We start from the raw sequence: 18,630 nt of genomic DNA on the forward strand, positions 1-18,630 counted from the left end.
GTGAAGCAAACACAACGTCATGATGCGATTGTCGAACTGGTTAAAAAACAAGGCTATGTCAGCACGGAAGAGCTGGTTGAGCAGTTTGCGGTAAGCCCACAAACTATTCGCCGCGATCTCAACGATCTGGCTGACCAGAACCTGATCATGCGTCACCACGGCGGCGCGGCATTACCTTCAAGTTCTGTGAATACGCCGTGGCATGACCGTAAAGCGACTCAGACAGCGGAAAAAGAGCGTATCGCCCAGAAGGTCGCCAGTCAGATCCCTAACGGTGCCACGCTGTTTATTGATATCGGCACCACGCCGGAAGCCGTCGCGCATGCGTTGTTGAATCACAGCAATTTGCGCATAGTCACCAATAACCTGAACGTGGCGAACACGCTGAAGGTTAAAGAGGACTTCCGCATTATTCTCGCCGGGGGCGAATTACGCAGCCGTGATGGTGGAATTATCGGGGAAGCGACGCTCGATTTTATCTCTCAGTTCAGGCTGGATTTCGGTATTCTGGGGATTAGTGGCATCGACGGTGACGGTTCGCTGCTGGAGTTTGATTACCACGAAGTTCGCACCAAACGCGCCATCATTGAAAACTCTCGCTGCGTGATGCTGGTTGTCGATCACTCTAAATTCGGCCGTAATGCGATGGTGAATCTGGGTAGTATTGGCCTGGTTGATGCGGTTTACACCGATGTGATGCCGCCCGCAGGCGTGATGCAGGTGATTGCTGAGAACAATGTGCAACTGGAGTTATGCTGAGATTGTTTTGCGTGGAACAACCCTCACCCTCTCCCTGAGGGTGAGGGGAATAATTACAATCTCACCGGCTTAATATGCCAAATCTCATCGGCGTATTCCTGAATCGTCCTGTCGGATGAGAAATACCCCATGTTGGCAATATTGTGCATCGTGCGGATCGTCCACTCTTCCGGCTGGCGATACAGCTCATCTACCCTATCCTGGCAATCCACATAGCTGCGGTAATCTGCCAGCACCTGATAGTGGTCACCAAAGTTAATCAGTGAGTCCAGCAGGTCGCGGTAGCGCGTCGGTTCGCCAGGACTAAATGTGCCCGTGCCGATTTGCGTCAGCACCTGGTGCAGTTCTTCATCTTTTTCATAATATTCGCGCGGCTGATAGCCTTTACGCCGTAGCGTTTCAACCTCTTCCGCCGTATTACCAAAGATAAAGATATTATCCGCCCCCACATGCTCCAGCATTTCGACGTTTGCCCCATCCAGCGTGCCGATGGTCAGCGCGCCGTTCAGGCCAAACTTCATATTACTGGTGCCGGATGCCTCGGTTCCCGCCAGAGAGATCTGCTCGGAGAGATCCGCCGCCGGGATAATGATCTGTGCAAGGCTCACGCTGTAGTTCGGGATAAACACCACTTTCAGGCGATCTTTCACCACCGGATCGTTGTTGATCACCGTCGCCACATCATTGATGAGATGAATGATATGTTTTGCCATGTAATACGCCGATGCCGCTTTACCGGCGAAGATATTCACGCGCGGCACCCAGTCGGCTGTCGGGTCGGCCTTAATCCGGTTATAGCGCGTAATCACATGCAGGACGTTCATCAGCTGGCGTTTGTACTCGTGAATACGTTTGATTTGCACATCAAATAACGCGTTCGGGTTCACTACCACATTGAGCTGCTGGCCGATGTAACTTGCCAGGCGCTTCTTGTTGGCCAGTTTCGCCTTGCGAACATCCTGATGCACCGTCGGGTAATCAATATGCTGCTTCAGATCGTTCAACTGGCTCAGATCGGTGCGCCAGGTGCGGCCAATATTTTCATCCAGCACTTCCGACAGCGGCGGGTTAGCCAGTGCCAGCCAGCGGCGCGGGGTCACGCCATTGGTTTTATTACAAAAACGCATCGGGAAGATGGCAGCAAAATCAGCAAATAACGACTGAACCATCAGGTTGGAGTGCAGTTCAGAAACGCCATTCACTTTGTGACTTACTACCACTGCAAGCCATGCCATACGCACTTTACGGCCATTAGATTCATCAATAATCGAAGTGCGCCCCAGCAGAGCGGTATCGTTTGGATGCTGCTCCTGCAAAGTTTTCAGGAAGTAGTCGTTAATCTCGAAGATTATCTGCAAATGGCGCGGCAGAATTTTGCCCAGCATATCTACCGGCCAGGTTTCCAGCGCCTCGCTCATTAGCGTGTGGTTGGTATAGGAGAATGCCTGGCAGCAAACTTCAAACGCATCTTCCCAGCTGAACTTATGCTCGTCGATTAACAAACGCATCAACTCAGGAATCGCTAATACCGGATGTGTGTCGTTGAGGTGAATGGCGATTTTATCCGCCAGATTGTCATAGGTTTTATGGAGCTGGAAATGACGGCTGAGAATGTCCTGCACCGTTGACGACACCAGGAAATACTCCTGACGCAGACGCAGTTCGCGGCCTGAATAGGTCGAGTCATCCGGGTAGAGCACGCGCGACACGTTTTCCGAATGGTTTTTATCTTCTACCGCTGCGAAATAATCGCCCTGGTTAAACTTACCCAGATTGATTTCGCTACTGGCTTGCGCATTCCACAAACGCAGCGTGTTTGTTGCATCGGTATCGTAGCCAGGGATTATCTGGTCATACGCGACCGCAAGAATTTCTTCAGTTTCTACCCAACGGAATTTTTTGGCTTCAAGCTGCACGCGCCCACCAAAGCGCACTTTGTAGCGTGTGTTGTGGCGCTTGAACTCCCACGGGTTACCGTACTCGAGCCAGTAATCCGGCGACTCTTTCTGGCGGCCATCAACGATATTTTGTTTAAACATACCGTAATCGTAGCGAATGCCGTAACCACGGCCAGGCAAGCCCAGTGTTGCTAATGAATCGAGGAAACAGGCGGCGAGACGACCGAGCCCGCCATTGCCGAGGCCGGGGTCGTTCTCTTCGTCAATCAACTCTTCAAGATCCAGCCCCATTTCTTCCAGCGCATTTTTGACGTCATCATAAATACCCAATGACAGCAGTGCGTTGGAGAGCGTGCGGCCAATCAAAAACTCCATCGACAGATAGTAAACCTGGCGAACTTCCTGGGATAGCTGAGCACGGTTAGAGCGCAGCCAGCGCTCTACCAACCTGTCACGAACCGCAAACAACGTGGCGTTTAGCCACTCATGTTTGTTCGCAATGGCAGGGTCTTTGCCCACCGTAAACATCAGTTTATAGGCGATTGAGTGCTTTAGAGCCTCAATACTGAGCGTTGGTGAAGCATAGGAAAAGGGTGCGTTCATATCAGTGATTCCTGGTGGATGGCTACAGCAAACGTTGGTACAGATCGCGGTAGGAATGCGCCGCTACCTGCCAGCTAAAATCCATGCCCATTGCCTGACGTTGAACAAATCGCCACAGCGAAGGGCGAGACCACAACACGAAGGCACGTCTAATCGCTCTTAACAGCGACCAGGCATTACTGTCTTCAAACACGAATCCACTGGCGATACCGTCAGCCAGGTTTTCCAGCGAGCTGTCAGACACGGTATCTGCAAGCCCGCCTGTACGCCGCACCAATGGCAATGTGCCGTACTTCAGGCCATACAATTGCGTTAAACCACAAGGTTCAAAACGGCTTGGCACCAGAATGACATCTGCCCCGCCTATAATGCGGTGCGAGAAAGCTTCGTGATAACCAATTTGGACACCCACCTGCCCTGGATGTTCTGCCGCCGCCGCAAGGAATCCTTCCTGCATCACCGAATCACCCGCGCCCAGTAATGCCAGTTGCCCACCTTGCTCGAGTAACCCCGGCAACGCTTCCAGCACCAAATCCAGGCCTTTCTGGCTGGTTAAACGGCTAACGACTGCAAACAGCGGCGCTTTATCGTTAACCTTAAGTCCCATCGCCACCTGCAGTTGGCGTTTGTTCTCAGCCTTTTCCTCAAGCGTGTCGCGGGTATAGCGAGAAGCCAGAAGCAAGTCATGAGCCGGGTCCCAAATTTTCTCATCCACGCCGTTAAGAATGCCGGACAGTCGTCCCTCGCGGTGGCGCTGGCGCAACAGCCCTTCCATCCCGTAAGCAAATTGCGGCTCGGTTATCTCACGGGCATATGTCGGGCTGACCGCCGTAATATGATCAGCATAGTAAAGGCCAGCTTTCAAGTACGAAATTTGACCGTTAAACTCCAGACCGTTGATGTTGTAGAACGACCATGGCAGGTCAATTTCATTCATATGATGGGCGTAAAACAGCCCCTGATAAGCCAGGTTGTGAACGGTAAATACCGACTTTGCCGGGCGACCACGAGCCTCGAGATACGCTGGCACCAGGCCCGCATGCCAGTCATGCGCATGCACAATATCCGGGTGCCAGAAGGGGTCCAGACCACATGCCATCTCAGCGCCGACCCAACCGAGCAATGCAAAACGCAGCACGTTGTCGGTGTAAGCGAACTGATTGGTATCGTGATATGGGCTGCCGGGGCGTTCGTATAAATGTGGAGCGTCAATGAGGTAAATCCCCACGCCGTTGAAGTGGCCATATAACAAAGTCATATGACCCGCGAAGGTGTCGCGGTGTGCAACAACCTGTGCATCAACAATGCCACGACGAATATCAGGGAAAGCAGGCAGCAGGACTCGCGTCTCCACCCCGCCTGCAATTTGTGCCGCCGGTAACGCGCCAAGCACATCTGCCAGACCACCCGTTTTCAGCAGTGGAAACATTTCAGAACATACATGTAAGACCTGCATTATCGCTCCCGTATGGAAAGTCGCAGCGCTCTCATCAAGTAAACTTCAGGAGCGCCAAACGATAAAACTTCACCGTGCAGCCCTTGCTGCACGGTGATCAATCCTTTAAAACTTAACCAGGCAGCTTGGCCAGCATTTCACGGGTGACAAGCACAATGCCTTCTTCAGAACGATAGAAACGGCGTGCATCTTCTTCGGCGTTTTCCCCGACGACCATCCCTTCAGGAATGACACAGGCGCGGTCGATAATGCAACGGCGCAAACGGCAGGAACGCCCGACGACGACATCTGGCAGTAATACTGACGAATCAATATTGCAAAACGAGTTAACGCGCACGCGTGGGAACAACACCGACTGAACCACCACCGAACCGGAAATAATGCAGCCGCCAGAAACCAACGAGTTCAGCGTCATGCCGTGGCTGCCCGAGCGGTCTTGCACAAACTTCGCCGGAGGCAACGGTTCCATATGCGTGCGGATTGGCCAATCCCGGTCGTACATATCCAGCTCTGGCGTTACCGAAGCGAGGTCGAGGTTGGCTTTCCAGTAGGCTTCAAGCGTCCCCACATCACGCCAGTAGGGTTCGGCATCCGGGTCTGACTGCACGCAAGAAAGTGGGAATGGGTGGGCGAAGGCCGAGCCGGATTTCATGACGTACGGAATGATATCTTTCCCGAAATCATGGCTTGAGGATTCGTCTTTATCGTCAGCTTCCAGCAGTTCGTAGAGGTAATCTGCATCGAACACGTAGATACCCATACTGGCGAGAGCTTTACTGTCGTCACCAGGCATAGACGGTGGGTTAGCTGGTTTCTCAACGAACTCGATTATTTTCTCTTCGTTATCAACCGCCATCACGCCAAATGCTGATGCTTCATGGATCGGAACTGGCATACAGGCCACGGTACAACGCGCACCTTTTTCCACATGGTCAATCAACATGCGCGAGTAATCTTGCTTGTAGATATGATCACCCGCGAGGATAACCACATACTCCGCTTTGTAGCGGCGGATAATATCGAGGTTCTGCGTGACGGCATCGGCGGTGCCGCGATACCAGTTTTCACCATGCACACGTTGCTGCGCCGGGAGCAAATCGACAAACTCGTTCATCTCTTCGCTGAAGAATGACCAGCCGCGCTGAATATGCTGTATCAACGTGTGAGACTGATATTGCGTAATCACGCCAATACGGCGAATACCTGAGTTAATGCAATTCGACAGTGCAAAATCAATAATACGGAACTTGCCACCAAAGTGGACAGCAGGCTTGGCGCGCGTTGAGGTCAAATCTTTCAATCGGGTACCGCGCCCACCAGCCAGAATCAGGGCTACAGATTTATTTGGCAGTTGTCTTGCCAACATCAGAGGATCGTTCTTATCAAGCCTAACCATGACTGACTCCTTTTTTATGATTTCTGGAAAACGCATACTCCGTGCGCGGGACCATGCCATACAGCCATTACCACCGGGTTGTCTTCGCCGGCAAACGGAGGAATAGCACGCCATTCCCCTTCGGGTAGAACGATGTCAGCCACTTCTTCGGTAGCGTTAATCGTTATTAGCCAACGGTCTGAGAGTTGGATTTGTAACCGATGAACCCCGTTCTCCCACTCGTCAGCATTCAGAGGTTGAGCCTCTTTATTCCACCAGCGCACATTGCCATCGCCTTCCTCCCACCAGACATTCCGGGTAAGTGCTGGAATCGTCTTGCGTAGATGAATCAATGCCGCGGTAAAAGTGGTTAAGCCATCGTTGCAGTTTTCCCAGTCAAGCCATGTCAGTTGGTTATCCTGGCAATAAGCATTGTTATTACCATGCTGACTGTGACCGTGTTCATCACCGGCCAAAAGCATCGGCGTACCCTGAGAAAGCAGCAACAACGTCAGCAAGGCGTGAACGCTGTCGCGCCGTCTTTCCTTAATATTCAGTGAAGCTTCCAGCCCTTCGAAGCCATAGTTATTGCTGTAGTTATTGTTGGTGCCATCACGGTTGTCTTCACCGTTCGCTTCATTATGTTTTTGATTGAAGCTGACACAATCGCGCAGCGTAAAACCGTCGTGAGCCGTGATTAAATTGATGCTGGTCGAAGGGAGGCGATCCCCATGTCGATAGACATCGCTTGAACCGGCAAAGCGGCAAGCGAATCCTCCCACCGATAAATCTTGTCGCAGCCAGAAACGGCGCATGCCATCACGAAAATGATCGTTCCACTCCGCAAATAACGGTGGATAGTTGCCGACCTGATAACCCCCCGCGCCAATATCCCAGGGTTCAGCTATCAGTTTTATCTGCGACAAAACCGGGTCATTTTTGATGGCTTCAAACAACGGCGCATCCTGACGGAACACTGGCGTACGCCCCATGATCGAGGCAAGATCGAAGCGGAACCCGTCAATATGGCAGCTGTCGACCCAATAACGCAGGCAATCCACCACCTGCGCCACCACGCCTGGCGTACTCAGATTCAGCGTATTACCGCAACCGGTCCAGTTCTGGTAATCACCGTTATCCATTAACCAATAATAGCTACGGTTGTCGATTCCGCTTAGGGAGAGGGTCGGGCCGTCGCGATCAAGCTCCGCACTGTGGTTAAGAACGATGTCGAGAATCACCTCAATGCCCGCTTCGTGCAGCGCTTTCACCGCACCACGCAGCTCGTTAGCAGCCGCCAGCGGGTCATGATTCACCGCGTAGTAGCCTTCGACGGCGTAAAACGAACGCGGGTTATAGCCCCAATAGTTGCTTAAACCTAAATGGGCGACGCGTGGCTCTGTGACAAAATGCGCGACCGGCATCAGTTCAAGCGCCGTGATCCCGAGGCGTTTGAAATAGTTAATCATCACCGGATGGCCGAGTGCGGCATAAGTGCCACGCAGCTCTTCGGGTATTTCAGGGTGCAGAAGCGTCAACCCACGAACATGCGCTTCGTAAATAACCGTGTCGCCCCAAGGGGTACGCGGGTGTTCGTCGCCTTCCCAGTCAAACTTATCGCGCACCACCACGCATTTCGCCATGTGTGGGCCGCTGTCTTCCAGGTTCGGCTCGTCATAACCACCGTGAAGATGAGGGTGGTTATCGACACCGCCAACAACCACTCGAGCGCAAGGGTCTAGCAGCAGTTTTGCCGGGTTAAAACGGTGCCCGTTTTGCGGGTCCCACGGGCCATGGACGCGATAGCCATATTTCAGGCCAGGTTTAGCATCGGGCAAATAACCATGCCAGATGTCGCCTGTGCGCACCGGCAAGTCATAACGACGCTCGTGGCCGTGTTCGTCAAAAACGCAGAGTTCGACTTTTTCTGCATGAGCCGAAAACAGCGTGAAATTGACACCTTTGCCATCAAAAAACGAACCATACGGAGCCGGGTTCCCGGCAGTCAGTTGCGTCATTCAGCCTCCCGTACCAACCAGATAGTCGAAAGCGGCGGCAATGTCAGACTCAGAGAATGGTCACGCCCGTGGCTTGGGATCTCGTCGCTATGTACCGCGCCACTGTTCCCTGCATTACTGCCGTGATAATGCATTGAGTCCGTGTTCAGCTCCTCGCGCCAACGCCCCGGCTGGTTGATACCAAAGCGATAGTTGTAGCGCGGCACCGGAGTGAAGTTACTGGCAACAATGATTTCATTGCCCTTCGAGTCGCGGCGCACAAAGATAAACACCGAATTAACGTTGTCTTCGACCACCAGCCATTCAAAGCCGTAGCTGTCAAAATCCAGCTCGTGCATCGCAGCGTGGTGACGGTAAGTATGGTTCAAATCGCGGACCAGGCGTTTCACACCGTGGTGCCAGTTGTCGCCCCCTTCCAGCAAATGCCAGTCGAGGCTGCTGTCGTGGTTCCATTCGCGACCCTGGGCAAATTCGTTGCCCATAAACAGCAACTTCTTGCCTGGGAATGCCCACATCCAGCCGTAGTAAGCACGCAGATTGGCAAATTTCTGCCAGGCATCACCCGGCATACGGTCAAGAATGGATTTTTTACCGTGGACCACTTCATCGTGCGACAAAGGCAGTACGAAGTTTTCGGTGCTGTTGTACAGCATGCCGAAAGTCATTTTGTCGTGATGGAATTGGCGATGCACCGGGTCGAGTTTCATGTAATCGAGCGTGTCGTGCATCCAGCCGAGGTTCCATTTAAACCAGAAACCTAAGCCGCCCATTGAAGCCGGGCGCGAAACGCCTGCAAAGTCGGTCGACTCTTCCGCCATCGTCACCGCACCTGGCGTTTGCTCGCCGATAATACGGTTGGTATTACGCAGGAACTCGATAGCTTCGAGGTTTTCGCGCCCGCCTTTATCGTTGGGGATCCACTCGCCTGGCTGGCGGCTGTAATCACGATAAATCATTGACGCCACCGCATCGACGCGCAGGCCGTCAATGCCGAAGCGCTCAATCCAGTACAGTCCGTTACCGACCAGATAGTTACTGACTTCACGCCGCCCATAGTTATAAATCAGCGTGTTCCAGTCCTGGTGATAACCCTCGCGCGGGTCGCCGTGTTCATACAGCGAGGTGCCATCAAATTTCGCAAGGCCAGCATCGTCCGTCGGAAAATGGCCTGGAACCCAGTCCAGCAGCACATTCAGGCCCGCAGCATGTGCGGCATTAATGAAATAGCGGAAATCGTCGCGCGTGCCGAAGCGGCGTGTCGGCGCATACATCCCTTGTGGTTGGTAGCCCCAACTGCCATCGAACGGATGCTCATTAATCGGCAGCAGTTCGAGGTGAGTAAAGCCCATCTCTTTGACGTACGGTACCAGTTGATCTGCCAGTTCGCGGTAACTGAGCCAGAAATTATTGTCGGCATGGCGACGCCAGGAACCGAGATGCACTTCGTAAATTGAAATCGGCTGGTCAAATCCGTTGGCGCGTTGACGCGCAGGACTCAGCGTAGTTTTTTCAGGCAGGCCACAAATCAGCGACGCCGTTTCCGGGCGCATTTGCGACTCAAACGCATACGGATCAGCCTTCAGGCGCAGATGCCCTTCGGTGTCGATAAGCTCGAATTTATATAACTGCCCAGGGTGAGCGCCAGGAATAAACAGCTCCCAGATACCGCTTTCACGGCGCAAACGCATAGGATGGCGACGGCCATCCCAATAGTTGAACTGACCAACAACTGAGACACGGCGGGCATTAGGTGCCCAAACGGAGAAACGAGTACCGGTAACGCCATCCATTGTGTCGGCGTGCGCGCCGAGCGTTTCATAGGGGCGTAAATGCGTGCCTTCGGACAAAAGCCAGCTATCCATCTCCTGAATTAGCGGGCCAAAGCGATATGGGTCATCAATCAGGTTTTCATGGCCATGCCAGACGACAGCCAATTGGTAACGAAAGATATTTTTACGACGGGGGATTACCCCGCAAAAGAAACCGCGCGAATCAATACATTCTAACTTACCGACCTTCCCACCGGTCTTCGGGTCGATAATCCACACTTCTGTCGCGTTCGGTAACAGGGCACGAACTTCCAGCCCGGCTTCAGTTTTATGCATTCCCAGCAGCGAAAAAGGATCAGCAAAATGACCCGCAATTAGCGCATTTATCACGTCTTTCTCTGGATGAACAGACATGGAATTCGTCCTGTTTTTTATGTTTCATCCCGGCGCTACGCTTACACGCTCAGGTGAAAGTTATCATTGACCCAACAGGCAGCGTAAATGGAACTCCTGTAAGCTGCTCCGCCCAACAACCCATCAAGACAGTTTTTCACTGCCCTGAATAAAGCATAGCCAACGCTCTGTTTTGCTCCCGAAAATTAATGAACGAAAGTCATACGCTTCATGTATACCCAAATAATTCATGTTATGGGGTGACGGAGTGCAACCAACACATCCATAACGTGAAGTATGAAGGGTATATGACGTGATAAAAAAAGGGGCTGCAATGCCCCTTTGGTGAGTAAGTGTAATTATGCGAGCAAGCGCAACATTCTACGTAACGGTTCGGCAGCGCCCCACAGCAACTGGTCGCCAACAGTGAAGGCAGACAAGTACTCAGGACCCATATTCAGTTTACGCAAACGCCCGACTGGAGTAGTGAGCGTGCCGGTTACTGCCGCAGGCGTCAGCTCACGCATAGTGATATCACGGTCGTTTGGCACGACTTTGACCCAATCGTTATGCCCGGCCAGCATCGCTTCGATGGTTGGCAGAGAGACATCTTTTTTCAGTTTGAGGGTGAATGCCTGGCTGTGGCAGCGCAGTGCGCCAACGCGGACACACAAGCCATCAACTGGAATGATAGTGCCGGTATTAAGGATTTTGTTGGTCTCAGCCTGGCCTTTCCACTCTTCGCGGGTCTGGCCATTATCAAGCTGCTTGTCGATCCATGGGATCAGACTGCCAGCCAATGGCACACCGAAGTTATCGGTTGGCAGGCTGCCGCCACGAGCAAGATCAGTCACTTTACGTTCGATGTTCAAAATGGCAGATGCAGGATCAGCAAGCTCGCTGGCAACATGGCTATGCAGTTGGCCCATCTGGGTCAACAGTTCACGCATATGGCGTGCACCGCCGCCGGATGCCGCCTGGTAAGTCGCAACAGAAACCCAGTCAACCAGGTCGTTTGCGAACAGGCCGCCGAGGGACATCAGCATCAAGCTGACTGTGCAGTTACCGCCCACAAAGGTTTTCACGCCGTTGTTCAGACCTTCCTGAATAACGTGCTGGTTTACCGGGTCGAGAATAATAATCGCGTCATCTTTCATACGCAGTGAAGACGCTGCATCAATCCAGTAACCTTGCCAGCCGCTTTCACGGAGCTTTGGATAGATTTCGTTGGTATAATCGCCGCCCTGGCAGGTAATGATAATGTCCAGTGCCTTCAGCGCTTCCAGGTCATATGCGTCTTGCAGCGTGCCATTGTTCTGGCCTGCAAAAGACGGGGCCGGGAGGCCTAACTGAGAAGTGGAGAAGAAAACTGGGCGAATGGCGTCAAAATCGCGTTCTTCAACCATGCGTTGCATGAGAACGGAACCGACCATACCGCGCCAACCGATAAAACCAACATTTTTCATAGCGACTAATCCTGCGGATGTGTGTTGTGTACATTAATTGAGATTACTGTTCACCTTACAAAATGCTGCCGAAGTCGCAAGTGAAATTAATCAATGATATGCAAGCTATTAGAAATAGAACTTATCAATGAACACGTTATTTATTAGAGAACACCATTCATGACCGAAATCATTTCTGCGGCAGTACTGTTAATCCTGATTATGGACCCGTTAGGAAACCTGCCGATTTTTATGTCGGTGCTCAAGCATACCGAGCCGAAGCGCCGCCGGGCCATCATGATCCGCGAGCTGCTTATTGCGCTGATAATCATGCTTATTTTCCTGTTTGCCGGGGAAAAAATTCTCGCGTTTCTTAATCTGCGTGCGGAAAGCGTGTCGATTTCCGGCGGGATTATTCTGTTCCTGATCGCCATCAGAATGATTTTCCCAAGCAAGGAAGGAAACGCTTCTGGCCTGCCTGCGGGTGAAGAACCCTTTATCGTGCCACTGGCGATTCCATTGGTTGCCGGACCGACACTTCTGGCAACTTTAATGCTGTTATCGCATCAGTATCCAAACCAGATGGGGCATTTAGTCGCCGCACTTTTACTGGCCTGGGGCGGTACCGTGGCAATTTTGCTGCAATCTTCTCTTTTCTTACGCCTGTTGGGCGAGAAAGGGGTGAATGCGCTGGAGCGTTTAATGGGGCTGATATTGGTCATGTTGGCAACCCAAATGTTCCTCGATGGGTTGCGGGTGTGGATGAAGGGTTAAATAAAAAAACGGTGGATGTCGCTTGCGCTAATCCACCCTACAACTGCTCTTCGTAGGTCGGATTAGCGTTAGCGACATCCGACACATTCACTAAAGCTCGATAACCAAACCTGACTCAGCCGAATCTGGCGTAATCACCACACCCTGCTCGCCCGCAACACTCTTACCTGCCTTCACGCTCTTCACATTACCGATATTACGCAAACACAGCGTCCAGTCTTTCGCCTGGCCTTTACCCTGCACCGTCAGCGTATTGCCCTCGCGCTTCACTTTCAGCGTGAAGATAACCGAACCGTCTGCCGCCGGGACTTCGCAAATTGCTTCGCGGCCATCGTCGAGATTAAACAGCTGGAAGGCGGTGCCTTCGTGCCATGCGTAATCCGGCTTCTGGTCGTTATTACCGAGCGCCAACAGCGTGTTGTCACGCACATACACTGGCAGGCTCTGGAAACCGTGCTGCTCTTTATGCCAGCGGCTGCCCTGCGCTTCAACGTTGTTGAACAGATGCGTCCAGCGCCCTTCCGGCAGATAGAACTGCACGTCACCCGCTTCACTGAACACCGGCGCAACCATCACTGACTCGCCCAACATGTACTGGCGGTCGAGATAATCACAGCCCGGATCGTCCGGGAACTCCAGCATCATCGAGCGCATCATCGGCGTACCGAACTCTGCGGCAAATGCGGCCTGGCGATACAGATACGGCATCATGCGCGATTTCCACTGCGTGAAGTGGCGCACCACATCGCAGGCTTCGTCGTCATACGCCCATGGCACACGGTAGGATTTGCTGCCGTGCAGGCGGCTGTGGCTGGAGAGCAGCCCGAACGCGCACCAGCGCTTATAAACATGCGCAGGCGCGGTGTTTTCGAACCCACCAATATCGTGGCTCCAGAAACCGAAACCGGACATGCCGAGGGATAAGCCGCCGCGCAGGCTTTCCGCCATAGATTCGTAGTTGGCGTAGCAGTCGCCACCCCAGTGAACCGGGAATTGTTGTGCGCCAACGAAAGCCGAACGCGCAAACAGCACCGCTTCTTCTTCGCCCAGTTCCTGCTTGAGCACATTCCACACCAGTTCGTTATAGATGAACGCGTAATGGTTGTGCATTTTCTGCGGGTCAGAGCCGTCATGCCACACGACGTCAGTCGGGATACGTTCGCCGAAGTCCGTTTTGAAGCAATCCACACCCATGCGCACCAGGCGTTTCAGGTGCCCTGCATACCATTCGCATGCTGCCGGGTTGGTAAAATCGACAATAGCCTGGCCGGGCTGCCATTTATCCCACTGCCACACCGCGCCGTTCGGGCGTTTCAGCAGGTAGCCCTTTTCCATCCCTTCGCGGAACAGCGGGGATTTCTGGCCGATGTAGGGGTTTATCCACACGCAGATTTTCAGGCCGCGCGCTTTCAGGCGTTTCAGCATCCCTTCCGGGTCCGGGAAGGTCACCGGATCCCACTCAAAATCACACCACTGGAAGGCTTTCATCCAGAAGCAGTCGAAGTGGAAAACGTGCAGCGGCAAGTTACGCTCCGCCATGCCGTCGATAAAGCTGTTAACCGTCGCTTCGTCGTAGTTGGTGGTAAAGGAAGTGGTGAGCCACAGGCCAAACGACCACGCAGGCGGCAGCGCCGGGCGGCCCGTGAAGCGGGTATAACGATCGAGCACCGCTTTCGGCGTTGGGCCGTCAATCACGAAATATTCGAGATATTCGCCTGCCACGCTGAACTGCACTTTGGAAACTTTTTCGGAACCCACTTCAAAAGAGACACATTCCGGATGGTTCACCAGCACGCCGTAGCCACGGTTAGTGAGGTAGAACGGAATGTTTTTGTAAGATTGTTCGGTGCTGGTGCCGCCGTCGCGGTTCCAGGTTTCCACCGTCTGACCATTTTTCACCAGCGCGGTAAAACGCTCGCCCAGACCGTAAACCGTTTCGCCGACGCCCAAATCCAGACGCTCGAACATATGGGTATTTCCGGTATTACCGTCCTGCACGTAGCCGTTGTTTTTCACCGCACTACCGGTGATGCGCACGCCGTCACGCATGAAATCCAGCGCCCAGTCCAGGCCTTTGGTGACACGCACCGCCAGGTTGCCACTTTTCAGCTCGGCAAACTCTTCCGTGTTCTGCATGGTGACTTTCACGTCCTGCAACACGTTCAACGGGTAATGTGGGCCGTTATTCACCGCGCCCTGGAAGTGCTCGATACGCACGCCGACCACACCTTCCTGCGGGGAGAAAAAGCGCAGCGTAAACAGAGGTGTATCGAGCTGGTTGCCACGTTCGCGCACATCTTTCATGCCCGCGTACACCACCATCTCGTTACCCTGCTGCTCCACATCGAAAACCTGCACCGGGTGGATAAGCGATAAACCCGGCTGAATCAGCCAATTGCCGTCACTAATTTTCATTATGCCGTCCTTTTGAATACTGAATTTTTGGAAACGGTGTGCCAGTGGGTCTGGTGATCACCTTTAAAAGCGAGTGTAAAAAATTCGATAGTTCAGGTTTTAAAGCATCGGGAGGCGGGCCGGAATTCCAATTTCTGGTTATCAGATTATGTTTCTTGATAACTGTGAGCAGTGTCGCTCTCTTAGCAGACTAAGAGTTAAGGAATGGGTGTTTTTCGGGCGGTTTGATTGATCTGGCTAATAGTTTCTGAGAAATGATTGGGGAAAGGACAAAGCATTGTTTGGTAAGGGGGGAAAAGTCGGTATACTGCGCACCGCCTCCATGTAGCAATCGAGGCTAGGAAGATCGTCGTCTCCGGTGAGGCGGCTGGACTTCAAATCCAGTTGGTGCCGCCAGCGGTGCCGGGCAGGTTCAACTCCTGTGATCTTCCGCCATTTTTCTATCTATAATGCACATATTGTCATTCCATAGTTGCAAGCGGTCATCTCCCCAGTCGGGTATATTATTCCTATCACCTAATTTTCTTGATATATTTATAAATTCAAAACACACGTAGAGGAAATATCGTGGAATGGCTGATCGGTGGTTTTATTTTATTAGCAATAATCGGAAGTATTCTCAAACCAAGAAGATGCAGTGTTTGTGACTTAAGTTTCAAAAGAAAATAGTACACATGGAAAATTGGAGGGAAAAAGCAACATCTTTGTCCTAACTGCAACAGCAAAATGACCCGCAGAGTGAGTTCTGAGAAGTTTAAGGACAGATTTGATTAGTCTTAGATACAAATTATCTTCACTGCACAATAATTACTACATATCAAAGCAGCAACCATAGTTATGTCTAAAAATAGAATACCAATCGTCAATAAGTTGCTATTTTAATATTTAAACACACTCTGTAATACAAATTCCACTTCATATTATTTATATACATTTAAATAATCACGGCACTTATATACTTATCTAAATTTGATTATTTTCTCTATCCAAACGCTCCAACTCATCCCTCCCCAACGTCTTCAACCAATTACCTAAACTCATACCTGCATCTTTCGCTGCAACTTCAAACTGAGCTTTCAGTTCTGGTGAGATCCTGATCTGAAAAGCAGGATTTTTACCAGAAGCGGACTGTTTAGCATCATATTTGACCGTTGACATGTATGTACCCTTAGGATTAGTGTGGTTATTAAGGTACACACCCTATCATAGGGTAGCCTGAAAAAAAACGCCCCCGAAAGGTATTACGAGTACCAGACGGAGGCTTACCACTAACGTTAAGGACATAACGCAATGGCTAACACCAATACTATCACAACCACCCGCACTGAAATCGTGTGCCCGCCGTCAGTTAATGAAACCGCTATTATCAGCCTGTTGAAAATCCCACTTGGTGCGCATCTGGATTTATTCCAGCTCCTCGATAACTGCCAGCACCATGTCGATGCGCTGATTGAAAACGACGACAACACCGAATGTATGGCGCTTTGTGGGCGTTTATATGCCGCGCTGGAAATGTTGAAGTTCGCGCTAAAAGCGCCGTTACCGGCACATTTAATTGAGTGCCTGACGGTGAATGTGGCAGAACCCGATAACTATCGCGGCCCACTTTCTACCGATTCAGAAACTATGCGCGAATATTGCGCGGCATTAACCATGCTGCTGTTGCAGCACCAGCCGTCGCCGGAACAGAAAGAACACATCACTGGGCTGTTATTCGAGTTAGTTAACGTTCTGGTCGAGGATTTAAAAGCACCACGCTTTGTTAGCACAGATGCAGGTTTGGTGATGATCAGCGGCGAGGCAGTGCCTGGGATTCATTAGGTTTTGTAGGTCGGGTAAGCGCAGCGTCACCCGACAAACTGGTGGATGACGCTAGCGCTTATCCACCCTACGTCCCCCCCGCCGCACAACCTATACGGTCTTCTTTGTCACCACGGCATGTGACATACTGTGCCGATATTGTTCCCGCCGTAAAAAAACAAACTGGCGTAAACAAGACAAAACAAGGGGTTACGCAATGGCGTAGCCCTTTTTAATGCCTGATGAAGCAGGCATTCATTGAAGAGGTTTTTATGAACTGGGATGTGTTGAAGTGGTTGATTGGCATCTACTTTGGCTGTTTTTTTGGGCTTCTCAAAGTCGCCTACTCCGACCCAAAATTTTATCTTGAGTACATAGATAAAAAACTGACCTGGTTTTGTTACACCTGTCTGGTCGGCTTCAGTGCCTTCTGGTACGGGCTTTATGCGTGCAAAAATTACACCATAGAAAACATCGACCTGATATCAGAGCAGTTGACCCATCTCGACAAAGAATATAGCTACGTCACTTCCTATCTTCTTGTTTTGATTATTGCGTCCTGTTTGTCTTTCGGCGCCAGCATTTTGTTTATTGATATCGCACGCAGAAAACAAGCTCACTTGAGTTCTTAAGCTTCGAAGAGTCTGAAAATTGAAAGCCCACACGGTAAATCCCTGTGGGCTTTTTTGTTTTGCAGCTTAGTCGTATCTGAATTTCGTAGGACGGATAAGCTTGCGTCATCCACCATTTTAAACTGAACTTCCATCGCGTAGCAGAACACTCTGTAGCGATACGTCAGCAATACGGAATGAAACTACCTGATGCCATTATTTTGGCCAGTACGCAAATTAGTGCCAGGAAACTCGTCACTCGAAATTTAAAAGACTTTAAGGATCTACCGGGCGTAATTTTGCCTTATTCCCTGGGATAAATACTCCTTGCTTCGCAAAAGCACGTTTGGCGTACCACCGTCACCGGAAGCCGAATAGTTGATTGAGCTTATTGACCGACCCGCCACGCAACATCACGCATGGCATCGCGGGCTGCCTGGCTGATACCGCCAAGCTGGAAAAAGCCATGGATCACGCCGAGATAGCGTTGGCAGGTGGACTCAACACCTTGATCCATCAGGCACTCATGCAGAACCTCGCCTTCATTGCGCAGCGGGTCGTATTCAGCGGTGATGATATGCACCGGTGGCAAACCTGCAAAATCCTCACGAAATAATGGGCTGGCTTCATCGTCCATTGGGTCAAGATCGGGCATATAGGCTTCGTAACCTGAAAGCAGCGTATCGCGGGTAATGATGTAGTCGTAGCCATTTTCCTGATAACTGACAGACTCCGCCGTCGCGTCCAGCATCGGGTAAATCAGCATCAGCCGCGCAGGCAACCAGTTTCCGGCACTTTTCAGGCGCAGGGCAGTTACGAGGGCAATGTGTCCGCCGGCGCTGTCGCCTGCGAGCGTCATTCTTTCACGATTCACTTCCAGTTGATCTGCCGCTTTCCAGATAGCGTCCGCGGCACGCTCAGCATCGTCATGCGCTGCCGGATAAGTGTGCTCCGGTGCCACACGATACTGAACGGCAATCACCCGGCAGCCGCTGTAATAGCAAAGCTGGCGTAACTGATTGTCATGGGTTTCAAACCCACCGCTAACAAAGCAACCGCCGTGGTAGTAGATCACGGCGGGTAGTGATCCGCTCGCATTGAGTGGGGAAAATAGGCGTAACGTGCAGCCATTCAGACAGATGTCTTTCACGTCGACTCGGGTTTCCGTTTCACCCGCTAAAACAGTGCTGGCGATATACCCGGCCCGGCGTTCGGCAAAAGTTTGTTGGCGTGAAGAAGGGCGGCCGGAGTCGATGAACTCATCAACCAGCCCGGCGATTCCGGGTTCGAGGGACATATTGTTATCCTGCGTGA

General features: G+C 51.8%; 13 protein-coding genes, 1 tRNA gene and 1 pseudogene. 6 read left to right on the forward strand and 9 right to left on the reverse strand.

Features of this window, described 5'->3' with window-relative positions; genetic code table 11:
* On the forward strand, positions 1-759 hold the full coding sequence (locus tag M977_RS09580) for a DeoR/GlpR family transcriptional regulator (protein WP_064514371.1): 759 nt from the start codon (positions 1-3) through the stop codon (positions 757-759).
* Positions 760-812: 53 nt separating this feature from the next.
* Here M977_RS09580 and glgP read toward each other — a convergent pair whose 3' ends face one another.
* The 6 genes from glgP to asd all read right to left on the reverse strand — a co-directional run bounded on the left by glgP (position 813) and on the right by asd (position 11,737).
* Positions 813-3,260 (reverse strand): glycogen phosphorylase, encoded by a 2,448-nt coding sequence (gene glgP, locus M977_RS09585; protein ID WP_064514373.1) that lies wholly within the window; start codon positions 3,258-3,260, stop codon positions 813-815.
* Positions 3,261-3,282: 22 nt separating this feature from the next.
* Entirely contained in the window at positions 3,283-4,716 is a 1,434-nt protein-coding gene (glgA, locus tag M977_RS09590) for a glycogen synthase GlgA (RefSeq protein WP_064514375.1), read from the reverse strand.
* A gap of 112 nt (positions 4,717-4,828) precedes the next feature.
* Entirely contained in the window at positions 4,829-6,112 is a 1,284-nt protein-coding gene (gene glgC, locus M977_RS09595; RefSeq protein ID WP_064514378.1) for a glucose-1-phosphate adenylyltransferase, read from the reverse strand.
* Positions 6,113-6,126: 14 nt separating this feature from the next.
* On the reverse strand, positions 6,127-8,109 hold the full coding sequence (glgX, locus tag M977_RS09600; RefSeq protein WP_064514380.1) for a glycogen debranching protein GlgX: 1,983 nt from the start codon (positions 8,107-8,109) through the stop codon (positions 6,127-6,129).
* Positions 8,106-10,292 (reverse strand): 1,4-alpha-glucan branching enzyme, encoded by a 2,187-nt coding sequence (gene glgB / locus M977_RS09605; RefSeq protein WP_064514382.1) that lies wholly within the window; start codon positions 10,290-10,292, stop codon positions 8,106-8,108. Before glgB ends, glgX begins: the two co-directional genes overlap by 4 nt.
* Before the next feature lie 338 nt (positions 10,293-10,630).
* Positions 10,631-11,737, reverse strand: coding sequence for an aspartate-semialdehyde dehydrogenase (gene asd / locus M977_RS09610; RefSeq protein ID WP_064514384.1), 1,107 nt, complete (start codon positions 11,735-11,737; stop codon positions 10,631-10,633).
* Positions 11,738-11,896: 159 nt separating this feature from the next.
* Here asd and M977_RS09615 point away from each other — a divergent pair, with 159 nt between their 5' ends.
* Positions 11,897-12,490: a YhgN family NAAT transporter gene (locus M977_RS09615; RefSeq protein WP_064514385.1), complete on the forward strand. Its 594-nt coding sequence runs from the start codon at positions 11,897-11,899 to the stop codon at positions 12,488-12,490.
* Positions 12,491-12,580: 90 nt separating this feature from the next.
* On the opposite strand, the gene yicI is transcribed toward M977_RS09615, so the two are convergent.
* Positions 12,581-14,905, reverse strand: a complete 2,325-nt coding sequence (gene yicI, locus M977_RS09620) for an alpha-xylosidase (protein ID WP_064514387.1) — start codon at positions 14,903-14,905, stop codon at positions 12,581-12,583.
* Between the two features lie 340 nt (positions 14,906-15,245).
* On the opposite strand from yicI, the gene M977_RS09625 reads away from it, so the two are divergent.
* Positions 15,246-15,340, forward strand: a tRNA-Sec gene (locus tag M977_RS09625).
* A gap of 528 nt (positions 15,341-15,868) precedes the next feature.
* Here M977_RS09625 and M977_RS09630 read toward each other — a convergent pair.
* Entirely contained in the window at positions 15,869-16,063 is a 195-nt protein-coding gene (locus tag M977_RS09630; protein ID WP_064514389.1) for a toxin-antitoxin system HicB family antitoxin, read from the reverse strand.
* A 132-nt stretch (positions 16,064-16,195) separates the two neighbouring features.
* Here M977_RS09630 and M977_RS09635 point away from each other — a divergent pair, with 132 nt between their 5' ends.
* The 3 genes and pseudogenes from M977_RS09635 to M977_RS25800 form a co-directional block, all read left to right on the forward strand.
* Positions 16,196-16,726, forward strand: coding sequence for a hypothetical protein (locus tag M977_RS09635; protein WP_064514391.1), 531 nt, complete (start codon positions 16,196-16,198; stop codon positions 16,724-16,726).
* A 251-nt stretch (positions 16,727-16,977) separates the two neighbouring features.
* Complete coding sequence (locus M977_RS09640) at positions 16,978-17,337, forward strand: hypothetical protein (RefSeq protein ID WP_157092060.1); 360 nt, start codon at positions 16,978-16,980, stop codon at positions 17,335-17,337.
* A gap of 137 nt (positions 17,338-17,474) precedes the next feature.
* Positions 17,475-17,636 (forward strand): annotated as a pseudogene (locus M977_RS25800) (PIN domain-containing protein); the annotation flags it as partial.
* A gap of 68 nt (positions 17,637-17,704) precedes the next feature.
* On the opposite strand, the gene M977_RS09645 reads toward M977_RS25800, so the two are convergent.
* Positions 17,705-18,613, reverse strand: coding sequence for an alpha/beta hydrolase (locus M977_RS09645; RefSeq protein ID WP_064514394.1), 909 nt, complete (start codon positions 18,611-18,613; stop codon positions 17,705-17,707).
* Positions 18,614-18,630: the final 17 nt, after the last annotated feature.

Source organism: Buttiauxella gaviniae ATCC 51604 (assembly GCF_001654835.1).
Lineage (GTDB): Bacteria > Pseudomonadota > Gammaproteobacteria > Enterobacterales > Enterobacteriaceae > Buttiauxella > Buttiauxella gaviniae.